This window comes from Sinomonas sp. RB5 (assembly GCF_054063535.1).
On record NZ_JBSSGJ010000013.1, the window covers coordinates 80827 to 101843 of the forward strand.

Below are 21017 nucleotides of genomic sequence, written 5' to 3' on the forward strand. Positions count from 1 at the left end.
CATGCACTTCTCACTCGACAGCATGGAGGCCGCCTGCCACGATCGTGGACATGACCTCCAGTGCGCCCGCCGACCCGCGGCTGCGGGACCTGGCCCTGCTGCGGCGCGTGCGGGACCGCATCGACAGGGAGTATGCCGAGCCGCTCAACGTCGAGGCGCTCGCGCGCGGCATCCACGTCTCGGCCGGCCACCTGAGCCGCCAGTTCCGGGCGGCGTACGGCGAGTCGGTCTACCAGTACCTCATGACCCGGCGCATCGAGCGGGCCATGGCGCTGCTGCGCGTCGGGACGCTCAGCGTGACCGAGGTCTGCTTCGCCGTCGGCTTCTCTTCCCTGGGCACGTTCAGCACCCGGTTCGCCGAGCTGGTCGGCGTCCCGCCGAGCGTGTACCGCGACCAGGGCGCCGATATCGCGGCAGGGATGCTGCCGTGCATCGCCAAGCAGGTCACCAGACCGATCAGGAATCAAGAAGCACGGCTCCCGGCGCCCTCCGTACCGTGAAGCCATGGAACTCACCATTCATGCAAGCGCCCTCCCCCACACCGATCCCGAGGCGTCCCTCGCGTTCTACCGGGACGCCCTCGGCTTCGAGGTCCGCCAGGACGTGGGCCGGGGCACCATGCGCTGGATCACGGTCGGCCCCGCCGGCCAGCCCAGCACGTCGATCCTCCTCGCCCCACCGGCCACGGATCCCGGGATCACGGAGGACGAGCGGCGCACCATCTCGGAGATGATGGCCAAGGGCACCTACGGCTGGATCCTGTTGGCCACGCCCAACCTCGACGAGGTGTTCGAGAAGGTCCAGGCCACCGACGCCGAGGTGGTGCAGGAGCCCACCCTGCAGCCGTACGGCCTGCGGGACTGCGCCTTCCGCGACCCCGCGGGCAACCTCGTCCGCATCCAAGAGCTGCGCTGATGTGCCATCCCGCGTGGGGACCGGCCTGCAGCCCGGCGCCGGTCCCGGAGGGCCGGCGCGAGGGCGCCCCCGCGGTGGACCAGCAGCGCCTGTGGGACGCCGAGGCCGCGCACGACGGCGCCCGGCGGCTCCCGCTCGACGTCGCCGCCCTCGCCCTCGCGGCGTGCTCCGGCATCCCCCCTGCCCAGCTCACGCGCGAGTTCACGCACGCCTACGGAGCGTCGCCGGAGGAGTGCGCCTCTGCCGGGGGCTCTGAGGAGCCCCTCCCTCCGGATGTCCCTGGCCTCCGCGGCCTCCGCGGCCTCCGCGGCGAGGAAATGCCCTGCGCTTCGGTCATTGCCCCGGCCTTCAACGCAGGGCTGTGACCGAAGCGCAGGGCATATGGGGGTGCCCGCGGATCCGGGGTCTGCTCAGGGTGAACCCTGAGGACGTGCACGGGGCCGGCCGCCCATAATGGGACGGTGACCACCCCCGGCAATGCCCCTCGGCGGAATCCCTACCGGGACCCCAGCGCCTACTGGCCCGACGGGGTCCAGCCCGGTGCGGCCGCGTCCGGCCGCGGGCTGGATGGCCTCCTGCCGGACGGCACCCGCCGCGGCGAGATCGTCCGCGCGGGAGGGGGCCCGGCGTCGCCCGCCAGCGCCGGGCAGCCGCGAGGGGGCGAGCGCAGGCCGCCCAAACCCGTCTCGCGGCTCGCGACCGGTCTGGGCGGGGTGGCGCTCGGCTTCGGCATCCTGGCCCTGACCCTGGGCGCCGTGCCCTGGATCGGCGCCTTCCTCGCTGCAGGGCCCCTCCTCGGCTCCGCGTTCGCCGCGTGGGGCTCGTTCGCCCGGTCGAAGGTGCGGGCGGCGCGGGTCTCGGCGATGGCGGTCGCGGGCGTCGCGCTGAGTGCGCTGCACGTGATCCTGCTGTTCGTGCGCTGATCCACCGTCGCGGCGGGTCAGTCGTCGCTGCGGGCCTCGCGCCGGCGGGCGCTGAGCAGCTCGACCTCCGGGCGGCCGGCGACGAGGCGTTCGACGGCGTCGAGCACCTCCACCGCGTGAGCCCTGTCCGCGCTGACGATGCCGACGCCGATGCGCGCGCGGCGGTGCAGGTCCATGTCCCCGACCTCGGCCGCCGAGACGTCGAACCGTCGGCGCAGCTCCGCGACGATCGGCCGGACCACTGAGCGTTTCTCCTTGAGGGAGTGCACATCGCCGAGGAGCAGGTCGAACTCGATCCAGGCAATCCACATGCGCCCATTCACTCACGGAGGGATGTCAGTACCTAGGCCCCGCGTCGGCTGAGAGGTGACCCCGGGTCTGTCGAGAGGTGACCCCGGGTCTGTCGAGAGGTGACCCCGCGTCGGCTGAGAGGTGACCCCGCGTCGGGGCGGGGAAGGGCGAGGGGGCGGGCGGGGACTCAGAGCGCGCCGAGGCGGGCCAGGCGGCGCCGGGCGGCGGCCTCGCTCGGCGCCATCGGGCCCAGCGCCCGGCCGATGACGGCGAGCGTCGCCTTCGCGGCCCCCGCCAGCGGCAGCGGCACGGGCCCGAGCCGCGGACGCGAGAGCCCCAGGAGCTCCAGATGCCGTGGCGGAAGCGTGTCGAGGACCGCGCCGAAGAGCAGCGCGTAGCCGGGCTTGAGGAGCGGGTCCAGCGGCGGGCGCCGGATGAAGGCGACCACCTCGTCGACGCGGGGGCCGCCGGAGAGCTGCCCCGCGGCGTCGTACGCCCGGATGCGCTCCGCGAGGTCAGCCTCGGTGCGGGGCGGGTCCGCGACGCCCATGAGCTCGCCGGCCGTGGCCCACTCGGCCACGTAGCGGTCGGCGCCGCCGGGAACCGGGCCGTGGAAGGCCTCGTAGCTGCGCAGGAACGCGTCGGTGAACGCGATGTGCACCCACTCGGCGAGGGCCGGATCGTTCGCGGAGTACTGCTCGTGCGCGCCGCCCGGCGAGACGTAGGTGCCGGTCACCGGCACGTGCACGCCGCGCACCCACGCGCAGGCCGCGCGGGCGGCCGCGGTGTCGCCGTAGGTGACCGTGAAGATCCAGCGGATGGTCCCGGCCAGGCGGCCGAGGGGGTCCGCGCGGTAGTTGGAGTGGTCCACCACCCCCGCCAGCACGCCGGGGTGGAGCGCCTGGGTGAGGAGCGCGCGGATTCCGGCGGCGATCGTGGACATGGAGCCGTGCACCGCCCAGACGGCGGAGTCGGGCGGGAAGAAGCCCGCGTCGTCGCCGCCCTCGAGGGCCGTCTCCCACGCGGGGATGGTCTCGGACTCGCCGGCGAACGTCAGGCGGAGCCGCTTCCGCAGCGGCCCGAGCATGTCAGGGGACACCCCTCCAGAGTACGTCGGGTCCAGAGTTACGTCGGGCGCACGGAGCATGCCGGGGCCCCCTCCGTTGAGGCGGAGCCGGGGCCCCGGCAGCGTGGCTGTGCGCCAGTAGGTCTACTTTGCCCAGTACACGTGGTTGGTGAGGGGGCGGAAGTCGTCCTGGCCCGAGATGCTGACAACCTCGCCGATCAGGATGACGTGGTCCCCCGCGTCCACCCGCTGCCAGAGGCGACACTCAACACGCGGGACGTCGGGGGCCACGACGGGCGAGCCCACCACGCCGGGCTCCCAGTCCAGCCCGGCGAACTTGTCCGTCCCCTTCGCCGCGAACCGCTGCACGAGGTCCCGCCGGGACTCGGAGAGGATGTGCACGGCGTAGTTGTCGGTGTTGATCCATGTCGCAAACGAGCTCGACGACTTGTCCACCGCCCACGAGACGAGCGCCGGATCCAGGCTGATCGACGTGAACGAATTGCTCACGAGGCCCGCGAGGGTGCCGCCGTCCGAGGTGGTGATGACGGCGATCCCCGTGGCCCAGCACCCCATGGCCCGGCGCAGGTCGGCACCGGTCACGAGGTCGAGCGGGGTGGCAGTCATGAGTCCTCCAGCGAAACGGCCGGACGCCCGCGGTTCCGGGCGCCGTACTTGCCGCGGATGGCCACCGCGGCCGGATCCTCATCTGGGGCACCCCACTACGGGAGAGGGTTGCCGCCCGGCCAGCCAGAGCTTCGCACCGGGACTCTTGATCCTGCCTTCCACCCTACGAAAAGCGTCTCCGAGGCGTCCACCGTCCAGCCGTGGCCTGGGACACAGAAGGTCACATTGAACTTTGTTACGCGACCCTGCACGCCTTTTTTGGCCGGTTTGCATCCGGCGCGCAACAGTGAGGTGACCATCCCGAGCGGCCGAGAGATCTGGCTCCGTGACGCCGCAGCAACCATGGCCCTCTGCACAGGACCACCCTCTGCGCAGAACCACAGGTGCTACCGCCAGAACCGATGGAGAGAGAGCCATGACGTCTGTCCTCGAACCCCCCACGACCGCCACCAGCCAGCTCGATCCCGAGCGGATCGCCTTCTGGGAGGACGCCGCGCGGCGCCTGACGTGGGCCGAGCCGTGGGACGCCGCCCACACGTGGATCCCCGCGGACCCCTCCACCGACACACCGCCCGTGATCCGCTGGTTCGAAGGTGGGCGCCTGAACGCGGCCGTGAACTGCGCCGACCGCCACGTCGCCGCCGGGCGCGGGGACAAGGTGGCCCTGCACTTCGAGGGCGAGCCGGGCGACCGCGTCACCGTCACGTACGCCGACCTGCAGCGCCGGGTCTCCCAGGCCGCGAACGCCCTGCTCGCGCTCGGGATCGGCCAGGGCGACCGCGTGGTGATCTACCTGCCCGTGCTGGTCGAGACCGTGGTCATCACGCTCGCATGCGCCCGGATCGGCGCGGTGCACTCGCTCGTGTTCGGCGGCTTCTCGGCCGAGGCGCTGCGCTTCCGCGTCGAGGACACGGGGGCCAAGCTGCTCGTCACCACGGACGGCCAGTACCGCCGCGGCAAGGCCGTGCCGGTGAAGGAGAACGCCGACGCCGCGGTGCGCGGCGGAGCGGCCGGCGGGGACAACGCCGTCGACCACGTCCTGGTGATCCGCCGGACGGGCTCGGAGATCGCGTGGACGCCGGGCCGCGACGTGTGGTGGCACGAGCTCGTCGACGCTCAGCCCGAGGTCCACGAGGCCGAGGCGTTCGAGGCCGAGACGCCGCTGTTCATCATGTACACCTCCGGCACCACGGGGAAGCCCAAGGGCCTGGTCCACACGACCGGCGGCTACCTCACCCAGGCGTCCTGGAGCCACGAGTACCTGTTCTCCCACCCCGACCCGGCACTGCGGGACGCGGACGTGCACTGGTGCACCGCGGACCTCGCCTGGGTCACGGCGCACACGTACGAGATCTACGGGCCGCTCTCCAACGGCGTCACGCAGGTGATCTTCGAGGGCACCCCGAACACGCCGCATCCGGGCCGGCACTTCGAGATCATCCAGCGCTACGGGGTGACGAGCTACTACACCGCGCCCACGCTCGTGCGCTCGCTCATGGGCTGGTTCCCGGAGGGAGTGCCCGCGGAGTACGACTTCTCCTCGGTCCGGGTGTGCGGCACCGTCGGGGAGGCCGTGAACCCGGAGGCGTGGCGGTGGCTTCGCTCGAACATCGGGCGCGGCGAGGTGCCGATGGTGGACACGTGGTGGCAGTCGGAGACCGGCGCGACCGTGCTCTCGCCGCGGCAGGCCGACGCTGCGTTCAAGCCCGGGTGTGCCACCAGGGCGCTGCCCGGGCTCGCCACGGCGATCGTGGACGACGACGGCGCCCGGGTCGCGCCGGGCGTGCAGGGGAACATCGTGGTCACCGCGACCGGCCCCGCGATGGCGCGGACGGTCTGGGGCAACCCGCAGCGCTACCTGGACTCCTACTGGCGCAAGTACGCCGAGCAGGGCTGGTTCCTCGCCGGCGACGGCGCGAAGTACGACGCCGACGGCGACACCTGGATCCTGGGCCGCACCGACGACGTCCTCAACATCTCCGGCCACCGGCTCTCCACGATCGAGATCGAGTCGGCCCTCGTCTCGCACCCGGCCGTGGTCGAAGCCGGCGTCTGCCCGGTGGCGGATGCGGTGACGGGGCACGCGGCGGCGGCCTTCGTCGTCGTGAACCCGGAGGCCGTCGCCGCGGTGGAGCGGCGCGGGGACCTCGCGGCGGAGCTCCGCGCGCATGTTGCGCGGGAGATCGGGCCGATCGCGAAACCGCGCGAGATCGTCGTGGTGCCGGACGTGCCCAAGACCCGCTCGGGCAAGATCATGCGCAGGCTCCTGACGCAGCTGTTCGAGGGCACGGCGCTGGGGGACACGACGAGCCTGCAGAACGAGCCGTGCATCGCGGAGATCGCGCAGGTCCTGGAAGCTCGTCGGATCTGACTCCTCAACCGGACGTAGCTGACTCCTGAACCACCTGCGTTGAGGAGTCACCTCCGCGCCGTTGAGGAGTCACCTCCGCTGCGTTGAGGAGTCACCTACGGCACCTCCAGGAGCCGCTCAGACCGCGGCGGCCTCGAGCTCGCCCGCGCGGACCTGGGCGAACGCCACGGTCCAGGCCACGAGCTGATCGAGCATGGGGTCCACGGACACGGCCTGCAGGTCGGTCGGCTTGAACACCGAGAAGTCCTCGAAGTCGTTGAAGAGCGAGAACATGCCGGTCTTCTGCACGTGGGCGATCTGCAGCTCGGACAGCACTCCCCGCAGGTGCTCGACCGCCCGCGCCCCCAGCGCCGAGCCGTAGCCCACGATGCCCGCGGCCTTGTTGGCCCACTCGGCGTTGAGGAACGAGAGCGCGTTGGCGAGGGCCGGCGCCGTCGAGTGGTTGTACTCGGGGGTGACGAACACGTAGCCGTCGAATTCGGCGATCTTCGCCGCCCACGCCTTCGTGTGCTCGCCCTGGTAGTTGCCGTACGCGGCGGGGAAGGCCTCGTCCAGCAGCGGCAGATTGAAGTCGGCGATGTCCACGAGCTCGAAGGAGGCGTCGCCGCGCTGGTTCGCGCGCGCAACGACCCACTCCGCCACCTGGCGGCTGTTGCGCCCGGGGCGGGTGCTTCCGGTCACCACCCCGATCCGCGGGGCGCCCTCCCGCACGACGGCGGTGGGCGCCTCCGCGGAAGGGGGCGCCGGAGCGCGGGTCGCCTCCGCGGCCGGAGCCTCGGCGCGGTGGGCGGCGGACGAGTCGGTCGTGCCGAAGAGCTTCTTGAGCCAGGACATGCGTGCCTCCAAGATCTTAGTTGATGCTTCAATCAACTGTAGACTTGAGCGATTGACACGTCAACATTCTGCTCACATGAGGCGCCCCGGGATCGCTCCCGACCGGGCCATCGTGGCCGAATCCTCGTCGCGCCGCGCCCGCAGCCGGGCGTCGACCTCGGTGGAAGCCCGCGCCTGCCGCACGAGCCACGCCCACCCCGCGCGCAGGGCCCGCACGAGCGGGCGGAGATCGGGCAGCCCGAGCAGGTCGCCCGAGGTGTCCGGGAGGGATGTCGGCGGAACCAGGTCCCGTGGCGCCAGCTCCCGCGGTGCGCCCTCCGGCCAGCGAGGAGCCAACGGCCGGTTCGCCTCCGCCGTCGTGCGTGCCGCGGCGGGTGCGGGGACGGAGTGCGGAGCGCGTGCGGGCCTGCGCTCGGCGGCCTGGAGGGGGTGGAGGAGCCGCCCGCGGACGGGGGCCACGGCGGAGGCTGCGGCGTCGCCCCGGCGGGCGTCGAGGGCGTGGGCGTCCGGGATCCGGGCGGCCGAGCCGTGGTCGGAGGAGGAGGGTGCGGTGGTGGTCTTCGGTTCCATGCCCAGAAGTCTGCGCGGGGCCGAGGGGGGACGAAACGATTCGGCCCTCACCGAATCCTCGACCGGGGCCACGCCGAAACCTACGCTGGGCCCATGCAGATCACGCTCACGAGCGAGGACCTCACCAAGGTCCACTTCGAGGCCTCCCCGCTGTGGGAGACGGTGACCAGCCTGCGCGCGCTGCAGGCCGGGACGCCGCTGCACCGGCCCTGGATCACCGAGGCGCGCCAGCGCATCTCCGCGAGCGGCGACCCGCTCTCCCGCGAGCACCTGCGGGTCCTGACGACCCTCGTGCAGCCCAAGGGCTTCATCGCCGACTCCCTCACGCCGACCCCGACCCGCGCGGACACGTTCGCGGAGGCCCTCGACGCCGTCGCCGAGGTGCCCGCCGAGCTGTGGGCGCGCGACTTCGACTGCCTCGAGAAGTGCCAGCTCGTCGGCTACATGCGGGCCACCCTCACCGAGCTGCGCGCCGACCCGGAGGGCTCGGTGGGCCGGATCGTGGCGGCGCTGCGCTGGTACTGGACCACGGCCCTCGAGCCCTACTGGCCCAGGCTGCGCTCGGTGCTGCTCGCGGACATCGACTCGCGCCTGGACGACCTGGCGCGGTACGGCATCCAGGAGGTGTTCAAGACCCTGCACCCGAGCGTGCGCCCCACCGACACCGGCCTGGAGATCACGCGCGGGTGCGAGGCGACGGAGCGGCCCAAGCCGGGCAGCGGCCTGATCCTCGTGCCGAACGCCTTCGTGTGGCCCAACACGCTCGTGCTCAACATTGCCCCGTTCGTGCCCACCATCACGTACGCGCCCCGCGGCGTCGGGCGGCTGTGGGAGGCGACGCGGGAGACGCGCGAGTCGCCGGTCTCACGCCTGCTCGGGCGGACGCGCGCGCAGATCCTCGCGCAGCTGGACGTGCCGATGACGACGACGCAGCTCGCCTGCGCGCTCGACCTCGCCGCCGGGACGGTCAACGCGCACCTCAAGGTGCTCGCGGAGTCGGGGCTCACCGAGCCGGTGCGCGCCGGGCGCGAGGTGTTCTACCAGCGCGGGCGGGTGGGCGAGGAGCTCCTGGCCCGGGCGTGAGCCCTCGAAACGGCGTAGGTGACTCTTCAAGCTGGCGTAGGTGACTCCTCGAAACGGCGTAGGTGACTCCTCAACGAGGGATACGCGCCGTTGAGGAGTCAGGTCCGCACCGTCGAGGGGTCATCTACGCGCCGTTGAGGAGTCAGCTGCGCCTAGCGGGCCGACCCCGCCGGAGCCGTTGCCTCGCCGATGCTGTGCAGGGCCACGGGCGAGGTCCCGTTGACGAACCAGTCCCCCAGCCCGCGCGCCTTGAACGCCGCCGGGTTGTGCGTCGCGACGGTCCGGGCATTGCGCCAGTGCCGGTCGAGCGCCTTGCCCCGGGACACGGCGGAGGCGCCGGCCGTGTCGAAGAGCTGCTGCGCGGCGTCGATCACGAGCGGCGGCACGGCCACCTGGGCGAGGTCGACGGCGACAGCTCCCCGCACGTAGCGGTCCTCGGCCGGGGCGTCGGGGCCGAGGGCGAGGGCGGCGTCGAGCTCGCGGGCCGCGGCGAGCACGGAGGACTCCGCGGCGAACGACTTGGCCGCGAGCTGCCCCACCAGGTTCAGGATGAGCGGATCCTCGCGGAACAGCTGCCCGGACCCGGTCGAGAAGGTCCGCGTCCGCTTCGCCACGAGCGCCGAGGCGTCGCGCACCACGGCCTTCCCGATCCCGGCGAGGACCGTCAGGAGCATGAGCTGGAGGAAGGCCGGCTCATGCGTGGTGGACTCGGTGCGGGGCACGGCGTCCTCGTCCGGGATCGGGACATCGCGGAACACGGCCGTCCCGGTGCCGGTCATCTGCTGGCCGAAGCCGTCCCAGTCGTCGCGAATCTCGACGCCGGCATGCCCGGTCGGCGCGATCGCGTACAGCCGCGCGGCGGAGTCCTCCGGGGACGCCATGACGGCCACGTAGTCGGCGAAGATCGTGCCGGTCGTGTAGTACTTCTCGCCGGTGAGGAGCCACCCGTTGGCCGCGGGGGCGAGGCGCGTCTGGACGGTACCGAGGGCGTTGCCGGACTTCTCGGTCGCGGCGTTGCCGAAGAGGGCGCCGTCCGCGACCCGGCCGAACCACCGGGCCCGGAAGGCCTCGTCCTGCAGCGAGATGGTCTCCACGAACGCGAAGTGGGAGCGCAGCAGGTGACCCACCGAGGAGTCCGCCGCGGAGAGGTCGATGAGCAGCCGGACGAGCGTCTCGATGGAGGCGCCGAAGCCGCCGTACTCGGCTGGCACCCGCACGCGGCCGAACCCGGCGTCCTTGAGCCAGCCGACCTGCTCGAACGGCAGGGCCCTGGCCAGCTCCCGGTCGAGCGCGCCGCCCTCGATCCGCGCGAAGACCGGAGCGAAGCGCTCGGCGAGCTCCGCGTACGAGGCGGAACCGCCCGCCGTCGTGCGTCCCATCAGTGCATTCCCCTCTCCGGCGGCCGACCGGCGGGCACGCCACCGAACAGTATTCGGCGCGGCACCGACTCCCGCGAGTGTGACGAAATAATTTGCATCGTTACGCCGCCTTTCGACAGAATCGGACTGACCATCCCGAGCGGCTGAGAGATCTGGATCTGTGACGCCGCAGCAACCCTGGCCCCGGCGGGACCGCCGTCCGGAGCCAAAGGTGCTACTGCCAGAAGCGATGGTGAGTGCTATGGAGCCTCGGCCCGAGCCCCACGTCGCGCCCGCACGTAAGGAGCGCACTATGTCCTTGTCTGGGATCGACCTCGAGACCCCGCTGAAGTTCGCCTACTGGGTGCCCAACGTCTCGGGTGGCCTCGTCGTCTCGACCATCGAGCAGCGGACCAACTGGGAGTTCGAGTACAACAGGAAGCTCGCCCGCATCGCGGAGGACTCGGGCTTCGAGTACGCCCTGACGCAGACCCGCTACGCCGCGAGCTACGGCGCGGACAAGCAGCACGAGGCCACCTCGTTCAGTCTCGCGCTGCTCATGGCCACCGAGCGGCTCAAGGTCATCTCGGCCGTGCACCCGGGCATGTGGCACCCGGGGGTGCTCGCGAAGTTCATCATCACCGCGGACCACCTCTCCGGCGGACGCGCGGCCGTGAACGTGGTCTCGGGCTGGCTCAAGGACGAGTTCGTGAACTTCGGCCTGGAGTGGCTCGAGCACGACGAGCGCTACGTCCGCACCGAGGAGTTCATCAACGCCCTCCGAGGCCTGTGGACGCAGAAGGAGTACTCGCAGTCGGGCAAGTACTACACGATCTCCGACTTCACGCTGAACCCGGCGCCGCTGGACGTCCCGGGCCGCCCGCACCCGGAGATCTTCTTCGGCGGCAACTCGACGGCCGCGCAGGCCGCTGCAGGCCGCACCGCGGACTGGTACTTCTCCAACGGCCGCGACATCGAGGGCTTCAAGGAGAACATCGCCGGGGTCCTGGCCGCCGCCCAGGACGGCCGCACCGCCCCCGCCGCGCCGCGCTTCGGCCTCAACGGCTTTGTGATCGCCCGCGACACGGAGAAGGAGGCCCAGGACACGCTCCGCGAGATCATCGCCAAGGCCCACCGGCCCGCCGTCGAGGGCTTCGCCGCCGCCGTCAAGGAGGCCGGCCAGTCCACCAAGGACGGCAAGGGCATGTGGGAGGACTCCACGTTCGAGGACCTCGTCCAGTACAACGACGGCTTCCGCACCAAGCTCATCGGCACCCCCGAGCAGATCGCCGAGCGGATCGTCGAGTACAAGAAGATCGGCGTGAACCTGTTCCTCACCGGCTACCTGCACTTCCAGGAGGAGCTCGAGGCGTTCGGCGGCGACGTCCTCCCGATCGTGCGCGAGCTCGAGGCGGACCTCGCCCGCAAGAACGGCACCGAGCTGCGCACTGACCTGCTGCCGGTCACGAGGCACGACGGCGCCGCCCGCCACCGCGCGGACCTCACCGGGGCGGACCTCGCCGGGGCGAACGCCTGATGGCGGAGCGCCAGTTCGGCTTCCGCACCCGCGCCCTGCACGCCGGCGGCACGCCCGACGCCGAGCACGGCGCCCGGGCGGTCCCGATCTACCAGTCGACCTCGTTCGTGTTCAAGGACTCGGACGACGCCGCCAACCTGTTCGCGCTGCAGAAGTACGGCAACATCTACTCCCGCATCGGCAACCCGACCGTCGCCGCCTTCGAGGAGCGCATCGCCTCGCTCGAGGGCGGCATCGGAGCGGTCGCGACGTCCTCCGGCATGGCCGCGGAGTTCATCACGTTCGCCGCGCTCACCCAGGCCGGGGACCACATCGTCGCCTCCTCCAAGCTCTACGGCGGCACGATCACCCAGCTCGACGTGACGCTGCGCCGGTTCGGGGTCGAGACCACGTTCGTGGACTCGACCGATCCGGCCGCGTTCAAGGCGGCCCTGCGCGAGAACACCAAGGCCGTGTACACCGAGGTGGTGGCCAACCCCTCCGGCGACATCGCCGACCTGGCCGGCCTCGCCGCCGTCGCCCATGAGCACGGAGTCCCGCTCGTGGTCGACTCGACGCTGACCCCGCCGTACATCTTGCGGCCCATCGAGCACGGCGCGGACATCGTGATCCACTCGGCCACGAAGTTCCTCGGCGGCCACGGGACCACGCTCGGCGGCGTGGTCGTGGAGTCCGGCACCTTCGACTGGGGCAACGGCAGATTCCCGACCATGACGGAGCCGGTGCGCAGCTACGGCAACGTCTCATGGTGGGGCAACTTCGGCGAGTACGGCTTCCTCACCAAGCTGCGCTCCGAGCAGCTGCGCGACATCGGGCCGTCCCTGTCCGCGCAGTCCGCGTTCCAGCTCCTCCAGGGCGTCGAGACGCTCCCGCAGCGCATGGACAACCACCTCGCGAACGCCCAGCGCGTCGCCGAGTGGCTCGAGGCCGATCCGCGCGTCACCTACGTGAACTACGCGGGCCTGCCCTCGCACCCGCAGCACGCGTACGCGAAGGAGCTCCTGCCCCTCGGCGTGGGCTCGGTGTTCAGCTTCGGCGTCAGGGGTGGCCGCGAGGCCGGTGCCCGGTTTATCGAGGCGCTCCAGCTCGCCTCGCACCTGGCGAACATCGGGGACGCGCGCACGCTCGTGCTGCACCCCGGCTCGACGACGCACCAACAGCTCTCCGCGGAGCAGCTCGTCGCGGCCGGCGTGCCGGCGGACCTCATCCGCCTCTCGGTGGGGCTCGAGGACGTCGAGGACATCATCTGGGACCTCGACCAGGCATTGGCTGCAAGCCAGACAGAGCCGCAGGAGATCACCGGCCTCGAGGAGGAGTTCGCCGCGCCGACCTACACCGGCGAGGCCTGCTCCGTGCCCGCGAAGGGAGCGAACAAGTGAGCGTCGTCGGAACGACAGAAGCCGAGCGCACCTGGGTGGGTCCCTCCGCCCCCGAGCGGCTGAGGATCCTGCACGAGACGAAGGTCATCGCGATCGTCGGAGCCTCGGACAAGCCCAGCCGCGCGAGCTACTTCGTGGCCACGTACCTGCTCTCGTCCACGAAGTACCGCGTGTACTTCGTCAACCCGGTCGTGAAGAGCATCCTGGGGCAGCCGGTCTACGCCTCGCTCGCGGACCTGCCCGAGACCCCGGACCTCGTCGAGGTGTTCCGCAAGCACGACGACCTCCCCGGCGTGCTCGAGGAGGCCAAGGCGGTCGGCGCCAAGACCATCTGGCTCCAGCTCGGGTCCTGGCACGAGGGGGTCGCCGCGGACGCCGAGGCCGCCGGCCTGAACGTGGTGATGGACCGCTGCGTGAAGATCGAGCACGCGCGCTTCCACGGCGGCCTGCACCTCGCGGGCTTCAACACGGGCGTGATCTCGAGCAAGCGCCAGGTCCTCCCCTAACCGTTTCGGGTACGCATCTCGTCGCGAGTTCCCCCTTTCGGGTACGACGCCGGCTGGCCGCCTTCCGGGCAGAAGGCGCCCGGCCGGCGTCGTCTGGCTCCTCGACGTCGCGGAGGTGACTCCTCAACGGGACGGAGGTGACTCCTCGACGCGCGGGAAGCGAACCGAAGCGACGCGGAGGGGACGATCCGCACAGCGGCGACCCCTCGGCGTCGTCCTTAAGCACAGTGATCTGCGCCACCAAACGGGGCAAGATGGTGCCATGACTAGCAGTGAGCCCGGATACCGTGTCCTGAATCCCGCCACCGGCGAGGTCGTCGAGACGTTCCCCACCGCGACCGACGCCGACGTCGAGTCCGCCCTCGCCTCCGCCCAGAGCGCCTTCGAGTCCTGGCGCGAGACTCCGATCGAGGCGCGCGCCAAGGTGGTCTCGCGCATCGCCGAGCTGTTCACCGAGCGCGCCGACGAGCTCGCCGCGATCATCACCGAAGAGATGGGCAAGCCGCTCTCCCAGTCCAAGGGCGAGGCCGAGTTCTGCACGGACATCTTCAACTACTTCGCCACCGAGGGCCCGGCCCTCGCCGCCGATCAGGAGATCAAGACCTTCTCCGGCGGCCGGGCCGCGGTGCAGAAGCTGCCCGTGGGCCCGCTCCTGGGCATCATGCCGTGGAACTATCCGTACTACCAGGTAGCCCGGTTCGCCGCGCCGAACCTCATGCTCGGCAACACGATCATCCTCAAGCACGCCGAGAACTGCCCCCGCTCGGCCCTCGCGATCCAGCAGATCATGGACGACGCCGGCGTGCCGCGCGGCGCCTACGTCAACCTCTTCGCCTCGCACGCCCAGATCGGGGACATCATCGCGGACCCGCGCCTCCAGGGCGTTTCGCTGACCGGCTCGGAGCGGGCGGGCGCGATCATCGGCGAGCTCGCGGGCAAGAACCTCAAGAAGGCCGTGCTCGAGCTCGGCGGCTCGGACCCATTCGTGGTCCTCGACGCCGCTGACGTCGCCTCAGTCGCGGACACCGCGTGGGACACCCGCATGGAGAACACCGGCCAGGCCTGCAACTCGAACAAGCGGATGATCGTCATGGAGGACATCTTCGACGACTTCGTGGCCCAGCTGACCGCCCGCGCGCAGGCCCTCACCCCGGGCGATCCCGCCGCCGACGCCGAGAACACGTACGCGCCGCTGTCCTCCCGCGCGGCCGCCGAGGGCCTGGCCGAGCAGGTGCGGGACGCCGTGGACAAGGGTGCCACGCTCCACGCGGGCGGCGTGCTCGGCGAGGGCGACGCCGCGTACTACTCCCCCGCCGTCCTCACGGGCGTCACGCCCGAGATGCGGGCGTACCGCGAGGAGCTGTTCGGCCCGGTCGCGGTGGTCTACAAGGTCGGCAGCGACGAGGAGGCCCTCCGCCTCGCGAACGACACCCCGTACGGCCTCGGCGGCGCCGTCTTCTCCACGGACACCGCCCGCGCGGAGAAGGTCGCCTCGCGCCTCGAGAGCGGCATGTCGAACGTCAACATCCCGGCCGCCGAGGGCGCGGAGATGCCGTTCGGCGGGGTCAAGCGCTCGGGCTTCGGCCGCGAGCTCGGCCCGCTCGGGATGGACGAGTTCGTCAACAAGCGCCTCTACTACGTCGCCGAGTGACCCGCAGAAGGTGACCCGCAGTAGCTGACCTTCAGGAGGTGACCTCCAGAAGGTGACCTTCAGGAGGTGACCTTCAGACGGGGGTACGACGGCGGCCCGGTCGCCTTCCGCTCGGAAGGTGACCGGGCCGCCGTCGTGCTTCGGGCCGCCGTCGTGCTTCGGGGCGCCGCGCCGTGGTGGCCCTCAGCCGATCTGCAGCTCGCCCATTTCGCCCCAGCCCTCGCCGTCGACGAGCCGGGAGACGATACTCGGGGTCCTGACCAGGCAGGGCCGCATGGCCTCGAGGCCGTTCGCGAAGTGCTCGCTCTGCACGTGCGGGGCGGCGCCGTCGTCCGTGAAGGCCTCGACGAGGACGTACTCCGCCGGGTTCTCCAGGGAGCGCGACCACTCGAAGAACAGGTTCCCGGGCTCCCTGCGCGTGGACTCGGTGAACTCGCGCACGATCTCGGGGAACTGCTCCGTGTACTCGGGCTTGGTCTCGAACTTCACGACGATGAAGTACATGGTGTCCTTTCGGTAGGTTGGTCAGCCGCCGGTGGCGCGGCAGGCGGCGATCCCCTCGCGCGCCCACTCGACCTGGGCGGGGGTGCCCACGCGTTCGGCCCACTGCTCGGCGAGCTGGAACTCGACGAGCGCGCGGTGGGGTTCGCCGGCGTCCACGAACATCCATCCGAGGTTGCCGTGGAGCGAGGCGCACCAGCGCTGGGTGCGCGGGCTGTGGGAGCTGCTGGCGTACTCGATGCCGGCGCGTGCCCAGGATTCGGCGTGCTCGGTGTCCGCGATCGCGAGCATGTGGAACGCGTCCGCGGCGAGGAACTCCTCCCCGAGGTGCTCGCCGAGCTCGGCGGCCTGCTCGAACAGCGGCACGGCCATGGCGGCATGCCCCGAGGAGTTGAGCAGGCGGCCGCGTTCGAGGACGACCCGCACGCCGATCGTAGGGTCGGGCTCGCAGTCGATGCCGTCGAGGAGCGCATCGGCCTCCTCGAAGCGGCCCTGGAGGCCGATCGCCCGGCCCAGCTGGGTGGCGAGCTCGCACCGCTCCGCGGCGTCGAACTGCGGGTCCTCGAGGGCGCGGCGGAACGCCGCCTCCGAGGCGGCCGGGTCGGAGAAGTCCCACAGGGCATCGAGCGTGGACTGTTCGAGCACGCTCCCCACCCTAGCGCGCTCAGCGGGCGAGCCGGCTCCAGCCCAGCGCCTCGCGCTGCGCCTGGGGCAAGCCGGCCACGACGAGGTCGTACGAGTCCTCGATCAGGTCGCGGACATCCTCCTCGGCGAGGGCCCCGTCGAGGCGCACGTCGCTCCAGTGCCTCTTGTTCATGTGCCAGGCGCCGGTGATCTCGGGGTGCGCCGCCCGCAGCTGCACGGCCAGCCCGGGGTCGCACTTGAGCGCCACGGTCAGGGGGACCGCATCGAGGTTGGAGAGGGCGAACATCTTCCCCGGCCGCTCGTCGCCGCCCCGCGGGGGCCGGACCTTGAACACCGAGGCCTCGGGCCCGAACGGGAAGTCCTCGTACGCGCCGGGGAAGCCGAGGCAGAGCTCCCTGAGCAGGGAAGCGTCCATCACGCCGTCCCGCGGCCGCGCCGCCACAGCTCCCGCTCGGGGCAGGCGTCCATGACCACGTCGAGCCCCGCGGCCTCCGCGCGCTCCGCCGCGCCCTCGTCGACGACGCCGAGCTGCATCCACACGGCCTTCGCACCGACGGCGATCGCCTGGTCCACGATGTCGCCGACCCGGCCGGAGTTCACGAAGCAGTCCACGACGTCGATCGGGTGCAGCTCGGCGGGGATGTCCGCGAGCCGCGCGTAGCCCTTCTCGCCGTGCACGTCCTCGCCGCGCAGGTTCACCGGGATGATGCGGTTGCCCATGACGTCGCGGACCGTGAGGGAGACGGCGTGCGCGGCCCGCCACTCATTCCGGGTCAGCCCGACGATCGCCCACGTCCCGGGGGTGCTCATGAGGCGGTCGATGACAGCAGGATCGTTCACGTGCCGCATGGGGCCATGCTACTGCGGGCGCCTACCGGCTGGTGGGCTGGCCGTCGGAGCCGCCGCCGTTCCCGTCGTGGCCGCTCGCGCCGGACCCGTCCTGGCTTCCGGCGCTCGGACTCGGCCGCGCCGTGCTCTGGGAGGACGGGACCGAGTCCGCGGAACCACCGGAACCGTGCCCGCGGTCGCTCCCCTGCGGGGTCGGGTCCTGCGACCCCTGCTCCCGGGAGTCGTGCGACGGGGAGGAGGTGGCGGCGCCCTGCTTCTGGGCCGACCCGTCGGCGCTGCGCGCCCCGGACTGGCCGAGGGTGCGGCCCGCGCCGGTCGCGCCCGCACCCGTGTCCTGCGTCGGCGCCGCGGCGCCGGAGGGCGTGCCGGGGCCCCCGCCCGGGGCCGAGGGCTCGGCGTCGTGGGTGAGCGACGGGCCCACGGCAGGGTGCAGTGGCGCGTGCCAGTCCCAGGCCTGGCCCGTCATGGCGGCCACGCCGCTCGCGCCGAGGCCCATGCCGGCCGCGACGAGCACGCCGATCATCGCGCCGCGGTGGCGCTTGATCCACCGCGGCCTGGCCGCGACGGCCGCGGCCTCCGCCTTGCGGGCCGCGGCCCGGGTGAGCGGGAGCACGACGGCGAGCGGCGCCGTCGCGCTCTCCCCCGCCGCGGGCGTCTGCCCGGCAGAGGCCGCACTGGCGGCGAGGAGGCGTGCGAGCTCGCCGGAGGGCGCGGGCGGCTCAGCGATCCGGAGCGCCGCGATCCGCTCGAGCGCGCGCGTCAGCGCGGCGTCGTGCTCGAGCCCCTCCTCGGCGAGCACCGCCTGCACCTGCCTGTTCACGCTGATCGGACCCACTCTTCCTCGGACACGTGCTCCCTGAGGGCCAGCAGTGCCCTGCGTTGGAGCTGTTTGACCGCGCCCGGCGTCTTGCCGAGCACGGAGGCGACTTCTTCGATGCTCAGTTCCGCCACGATGCGGAGGGTGAGCACCTCCTTCTGGTCTCCCTTGAGCCTGCCGATCAGGTTCTCCGCGTCGGTCTGGCCCGTGGCGAGGAGCGCATCGTGCTCCGCGGAGGCGGTCTCGCGCGTGTCCAGCAGCGGATCGTAGTCGACGATCCGCGGCCGGCGCTCGGTGCGGCGGTAGTGGTCCACCACGCGGGCGTGGGCCACGGAGAAGACGAGCGTCTTCAACCCGGCCGCACCGCCGGTGATCGACCCGAGACGCGGCAGGACCGCGACGAACACGTCCTGCGCGAGCGCCTCGGGGTCGTCCACCCCGCGGGCGGACATGTAGGCGATCACCGCGGGTGCCAGCGAACGGTAGACGAGGGTGAACCGCTCGTGCTCCGTCAGCGCACCCGGCGCGAGATCGTCGTCAGTGATCGATTCGAACACGGCTATCCCCTGGATTCTTGACCCTGGAGTCTGAAGGCAGAACCCGCCCAGTCTAGCCGTGGGCCAGCTGCGCCAACGGCTCGGACTGGGCAGAGAGGAAGCCGGGCTGGAACATGATGGGGGACAGATTCCAGCCCGGCTTGCACTGAGGTAATCGCCCGCGGCCCCTCGAGGGTTACGCGGTTCCGGATTTTTTTCTGAGAACTTTTTTCGGCTCAGTCGATGAGGTCGCGGACCACGATGGTCTGGTCGCGGTCGGGGCCGACGCCGATGGCCGAGAACCGCGTCCCGGAGAGCTTCTCGAGCGCCAGGACGTAGTCCCGGGCGTTGGCCGGGAGCTCGTCGAGGGTCTTCGCGCCGGAGATGTCCTCGGTCCAGCCGTCGAAGTACTCGAAGATCGGCTGGGCGTGGTGGAACTCGGTCTGCGTCATCGGCATCTCGTCGTGGCGCACGCCGTCGACGTCGTACGCCACGCACACGGGGATGCGCTCGATCCCGGTGAGCACATCGAGCTTGGTGAGGAAGTAGTCGGTGAAGCCGTTGACGCGGGAGGCGTGGCGGGCCAGGACCGAGTCGTACCAGCCGCAGCGGCGCGGGCGGCCCGTGTTCACGCCGAACTCGCCGCCGGTCTTCTGCAGGTACTCGCCCATCTCGTCGAACAGCTCGGTGGGGAACGGGCCGGCGCCGACGCGCGTGGTGTAGGCCTTGACGATCCCGATGGCCCGCGAGATGCGGGTGGGGCCGATGCCCGAGCCCACCGAGGCGCCGCCGGCGGTGGGGTTCGAGGAGGTGACGAACGGGTAGGTGCCGTGGTCCACGTCGAGGAACGTGGCCTGCCCGCCCTCCATGAGCACGACCTTGCCGTCGTCGAGCGCCTTGTTCAGCTCGTAGGTCGAATCGATGACGAGCGGGCGCAGCCGGTCCGCGAAGCCGAGGAAGTAGTCCACGGTCTCGTCGATGTCCACGGCGCGGCGGTTGTAGACCTTGACGAGGAGCTCGTTCTTCTGGTGCAGCGAGCCCTCGACCTTCTGCCGCAGGATCGACTCGTCGAAGACGTCCTGGACGCGGATGCCGAGACGGGCCACCTTGTCCATGTAGGCGGGGCCGATCCCGCGGCCCGTGGTGCCGATCGCGCGCTTGCCGAGGAACCGCTCCGTGACCTTGTCCAGAGTCTGGTGGTACGGCGCCACCAGGTGGGCGTTGGCGGAGACGCGCAGGCGGGACGTGTCCGCGCCGCGGGCCTCGAGGCCGTCGATCTCCTGGAAGAGCGCCTCGAGGTTCACCACGCAGCCGTTGCCGATGACCGGGATCGTGTTGGGGCTCAGGATGCCGGCGGGCAGGAGCTTGAGCTCGTACTTCTCGCCGCCGACCACCACCGTGTGGCCCGCGTTGTTGCCCCCGTTGGGCTTGACCACGTAGTCCACGCGGCCCCCCAGCAGGTCCGTTGCCTTGCCCTTGCCCTCATCGCCCCACTGGGCTCCGACGATCACGATTGCTGGCATGGATTCCTCCCCGGACACCGCCCACGGCCCGGCTGGCCGCTGGCCTACATGCAAAGACCCCGTCTCTCGCGCGTCGTGGCAAGACTTCCGGGGCTCTTGCCACCCAAGTCTACCGAAGGAGGGCAAGAGACACCGAAGATGATGGGAAGCACTCGTATCAGGAGGTCATCAGTGGACGGTCATTCAGGCGGGGGCGGCGGGGCCGGCAATCCGGCCGAGCGGGGCGCCAAGGACGCCGCCCACCATGCGGAGCGGGCCGCGAGCTCGCCCGCCGCGCGCACGGTGGCGCGCGCAGGCTTCGCCTTCGTGGGCCTGCTGCATATCCTCATCGCGTGGCTGGCGCTCCAGGTGGCGCTCGGCGGCGGCAACAACGCCGACCAGTCGAGCGCGGTCGGGCAGATCGCCTCGGCTCCCGGCGGACCGGTGCTGCTGTGGGCCGGCGTCGTCTGCTGTGCCGCGCTCGCCGTCTGGATGGTCATCGACGCGGTCGCGAAGTGGCGGCGCGAGGGCAAGGCGACCAAGGCCCTCGGCCCCGGCGGCACCGCGGTCGCGTACTTCGGCCTCACGTGGCTGTTCATCAGCTTCGCCCTCGGCAACCAGAAGAACTCGAGCCAGCAGTCCCAGCAGACCACGGCCAATGTGCTCTCGGTCCCCTTCGGCCCCGTGGTGCTCTTCATCGCCGGGCTTGTGGTCCTCGGCATCGGCGTGTACTTCGGCTTCCGTGGGGTCACCCGCAGCTTCCTGGGCAAGGACGCCCAGCCGAACGAGTCGGCGCCGGACTGGGTGAAGGTCGTGGGAAGCATCGGCTACACGGCCAAGGGCGTCGCCGTCGCAGTCCTCGGGATCCTGATCCTCGTCGCCGCCGTGCACCACGACCCGAAGCAGCAGTCCGGCCTCGACGGCGCGCTCAAGTCGCTCGCGTCCCAGCCGTTCGGCGGCTGGATCCTCGGCGTGGTGGCCCTCGGCCTCGCCTGCTACGGGGTCTACAGCGCGGCGCGGGCCAAGTACGGCAACTTCGACCAGTAGCCCGCGCCG

General features: G+C 71.5%; 24 protein-coding genes and 3 riboswitches. Of the genes, 11 read left to right on the forward strand and 13 right to left on the reverse strand.

Going from position 1 to position 21017, the window contains the following annotated elements; genetic code table 11:
* Nucleotides 1-50 precede the first annotated feature (50 nt).
* The 4 genes from ACVWWH_RS14865 to ACVWWH_RS14880 all read left to right on the forward strand — a co-directional run bounded on the left by ACVWWH_RS14865 (nucleotide 51) and on the right by ACVWWH_RS14880 (nucleotide 1838).
* Nucleotides 51-500, forward strand: a complete 450-nt coding sequence (locus ACVWWH_RS14865; RefSeq protein WP_066494909.1) for a helix-turn-helix transcriptional regulator — start codon at nucleotides 51-53, stop codon at nucleotides 498-500.
* A gap of 4 nt (nucleotides 501-504) precedes the next feature.
* Entirely contained in the window at nucleotides 505-915 is a 411-nt protein-coding gene (locus tag ACVWWH_RS14870; RefSeq protein WP_066494907.1) for a VOC family protein, read from the forward strand.
* Entirely contained in the window at nucleotides 915-1280 is a 366-nt protein-coding gene (locus ACVWWH_RS14875) for a hypothetical protein (protein WP_457317086.1), read from the forward strand. Before ACVWWH_RS14870 ends, ACVWWH_RS14875 begins: the two co-directional genes overlap by 1 nt.
* 96 nt (nucleotides 1281-1376) lie before the next feature.
* Nucleotides 1377-1838, forward strand: a complete 462-nt coding sequence (locus ACVWWH_RS14880; protein ID WP_066494901.1) for a hypothetical protein — start codon at nucleotides 1377-1379, stop codon at nucleotides 1836-1838.
* A 17-nt stretch (nucleotides 1839-1855) separates the two neighbouring features.
* On the opposite strand, the gene ACVWWH_RS14885 is transcribed toward ACVWWH_RS14880, so the two are convergent.
* The 3 genes from ACVWWH_RS14885 to ACVWWH_RS14895 all read right to left on the reverse strand — a co-directional run bounded on the left by ACVWWH_RS14885 (nucleotide 1856) and on the right by ACVWWH_RS14895 (nucleotide 3822).
* Nucleotides 1856-2149, reverse strand: coding sequence for a DUF503 domain-containing protein (locus tag ACVWWH_RS14885; protein ID WP_066494899.1), 294 nt, complete (start codon nucleotides 2147-2149; stop codon nucleotides 1856-1858).
* Nucleotides 2150-2316: 167 nt separating this feature from the next.
* Nucleotides 2317-3216: an oxygenase MpaB family protein gene (locus tag ACVWWH_RS14890; RefSeq protein ID WP_457317119.1), complete on the reverse strand. Its 900-nt coding sequence runs from the start codon at nucleotides 3214-3216 to the stop codon at nucleotides 2317-2319.
* Nucleotides 3217-3339: 123 nt separating this feature from the next.
* Nucleotides 3340-3822 carry a flavin reductase family protein gene (locus tag ACVWWH_RS14895; RefSeq protein ID WP_457317087.1) on the reverse strand — a complete coding sequence of 161 codons (483 nt, stop codon included), beginning with the start codon at nucleotides 3820-3822 and terminating at the stop codon, nucleotides 3340-3342.
* Between the two features lie 39 nt (nucleotides 3823-3861).
* A riboswitch (SAM riboswitch) is annotated at nucleotides 3862-3973 on the reverse strand.
* Nucleotides 3974-4114: 141 nt separating this feature from the next.
* Nucleotides 4115-4230, forward strand: a riboswitch (SAM riboswitch).
* Between the two features lie 7 nt (nucleotides 4231-4237).
* Here ACVWWH_RS14895 and acs point away from each other — a divergent pair.
* Nucleotides 4238-6193: an acetate--CoA ligase gene (gene acs / locus ACVWWH_RS14900; protein ID WP_066494892.1), complete on the forward strand. Its 1956-nt coding sequence runs from the start codon at nucleotides 4238-4240 to the stop codon at nucleotides 6191-6193.
* Between the two features lie 117 nt (nucleotides 6194-6310).
* Here the strand turns inward: acs and ACVWWH_RS14905 are convergent, their stop codons facing one another.
* Complete coding sequence (locus ACVWWH_RS14905) at nucleotides 6311-7027, reverse strand: NADPH-dependent FMN reductase (RefSeq protein ID WP_457317088.1); 717 nt, start codon at nucleotides 7025-7027, stop codon at nucleotides 6311-6313.
* 72 nt (nucleotides 7028-7099) lie between these two features.
* A complete protein-coding gene (locus tag ACVWWH_RS14910; RefSeq protein ID WP_457317089.1) occupies nucleotides 7100-7597 on the reverse strand; it encodes a hypothetical protein in 498 nt (165 codons plus the stop codon).
* Between the two features lie 93 nt (nucleotides 7598-7690).
* On the opposite strand from ACVWWH_RS14910, the gene ACVWWH_RS14915 reads away from it, so the two are divergent.
* Complete coding sequence (locus ACVWWH_RS14915) at nucleotides 7691-8680, forward strand: ArsR/SmtB family transcription factor (protein ID WP_066494888.1); 990 nt, start codon at nucleotides 7691-7693, stop codon at nucleotides 8678-8680.
* 152 nt (nucleotides 8681-8832) lie between these two features.
* Here ACVWWH_RS14915 and ACVWWH_RS14920 read toward each other — a convergent pair whose 3' ends face one another.
* Entirely contained in the window at nucleotides 8833-10059 is a 1227-nt protein-coding gene (locus tag ACVWWH_RS14920; RefSeq protein WP_457317090.1) for an acyl-CoA dehydrogenase family protein, read from the reverse strand.
* 127 nt (nucleotides 10060-10186) lie between these two features.
* Nucleotides 10187-10295, forward strand: a riboswitch (SAM riboswitch).
* A gap of 56 nt (nucleotides 10296-10351) precedes the next feature.
* Between ACVWWH_RS14920 and sfnG the strand changes: the two genes are divergently transcribed.
* The 4 genes from sfnG (at nucleotide 10352) to ACVWWH_RS14940 (ending at nucleotide 15111) form a co-directional block, all read left to right on the forward strand.
* Entirely contained in the window at nucleotides 10352-11575 is a 1224-nt protein-coding gene (gene sfnG, locus ACVWWH_RS14925) for a dimethylsulfone monooxygenase SfnG (RefSeq protein WP_457317091.1), read from the forward strand.
* Nucleotides 11575-12954, forward strand: a complete 1380-nt coding sequence (locus ACVWWH_RS14930) for an O-acetylhomoserine aminocarboxypropyltransferase/cysteine synthase family protein (protein ID WP_457317092.1) — start codon at nucleotides 11575-11577, stop codon at nucleotides 12952-12954. The genes sfnG and ACVWWH_RS14930 overlap by 1 nt, the downstream gene beginning before the upstream one ends.
* A complete protein-coding gene (locus tag ACVWWH_RS14935) occupies nucleotides 12951-13460 on the forward strand; it encodes a CoA-binding protein (protein WP_066494880.1) in 510 nt (169 codons plus the stop codon). Before ACVWWH_RS14930 ends, ACVWWH_RS14935 begins: the two co-directional genes overlap by 4 nt.
* Nucleotides 13461-13722: 262 nt before the next feature.
* Complete coding sequence (locus ACVWWH_RS14940; RefSeq protein ID WP_457317093.1) at nucleotides 13723-15111, forward strand: NAD-dependent succinate-semialdehyde dehydrogenase; 1389 nt, start codon at nucleotides 13723-13725, stop codon at nucleotides 15109-15111.
* Nucleotides 15112-15294: 183 nt separating this feature from the next.
* On the opposite strand, the gene ACVWWH_RS14945 is transcribed toward ACVWWH_RS14940, so the two are convergent.
* The 7 genes from ACVWWH_RS14945 to ACVWWH_RS14975 form a co-directional block, all read right to left on the reverse strand.
* Nucleotides 15295-15615: a putative quinol monooxygenase gene (locus ACVWWH_RS14945; RefSeq protein ID WP_066494875.1), complete on the reverse strand. Its 321-nt coding sequence runs from the start codon at nucleotides 15613-15615 to the stop codon at nucleotides 15295-15297.
* Nucleotides 15616-15636: 21 nt separating this feature from the next.
* A complete protein-coding gene (locus ACVWWH_RS14950; protein ID WP_447420890.1) occupies nucleotides 15637-16257 on the reverse strand; it encodes a hypothetical protein in 621 nt (206 codons plus the stop codon).
* A gap of 19 nt (nucleotides 16258-16276) precedes the next feature.
* Nucleotides 16277-16672, reverse strand: a complete 396-nt coding sequence (locus ACVWWH_RS14955) for an MmcQ/YjbR family DNA-binding protein (RefSeq protein ID WP_457317094.1) — start codon at nucleotides 16670-16672, stop codon at nucleotides 16277-16279.
* Entirely contained in the window at nucleotides 16672-17106 is a 435-nt protein-coding gene (locus ACVWWH_RS14960; protein ID WP_066494874.1) for a CoA-binding protein, read from the reverse strand. Before ACVWWH_RS14960 ends, ACVWWH_RS14955 begins: the two co-directional genes overlap by 1 nt.
* Nucleotides 17107-17128: 22 nt before the next feature.
* On the reverse strand, nucleotides 17129-17941 hold the full coding sequence (locus ACVWWH_RS14965) for a hypothetical protein (RefSeq protein WP_457317120.1): 813 nt from the start codon (nucleotides 17939-17941) through the stop codon (nucleotides 17129-17131).
* Nucleotides 17923-18480, reverse strand: coding sequence for an RNA polymerase sigma factor (locus ACVWWH_RS14970; RefSeq protein ID WP_066494872.1), 558 nt, complete (start codon nucleotides 18478-18480; stop codon nucleotides 17923-17925). The genes ACVWWH_RS14965 and ACVWWH_RS14970 overlap by 19 nt, the downstream gene beginning before the upstream one ends.
* Before the next feature lie 215 nt (nucleotides 18481-18695).
* Nucleotides 18696-19982 (reverse strand): adenylosuccinate synthase, encoded by a 1287-nt coding sequence (locus ACVWWH_RS14975; protein ID WP_066494870.1) that lies wholly within the window; start codon nucleotides 19980-19982, stop codon nucleotides 18696-18698.
* Between the two features lie 171 nt (nucleotides 19983-20153).
* Here ACVWWH_RS14975 and ACVWWH_RS14980 point away from each other — a divergent pair, with 171 nt between their 5' ends.
* Complete coding sequence (locus ACVWWH_RS14980; protein ID WP_457317095.1) at nucleotides 20154-21008, forward strand: DUF1206 domain-containing protein; 855 nt, start codon at nucleotides 20154-20156, stop codon at nucleotides 21006-21008.
* Nucleotides 21009-21017: the final 9 nt, after the last annotated feature.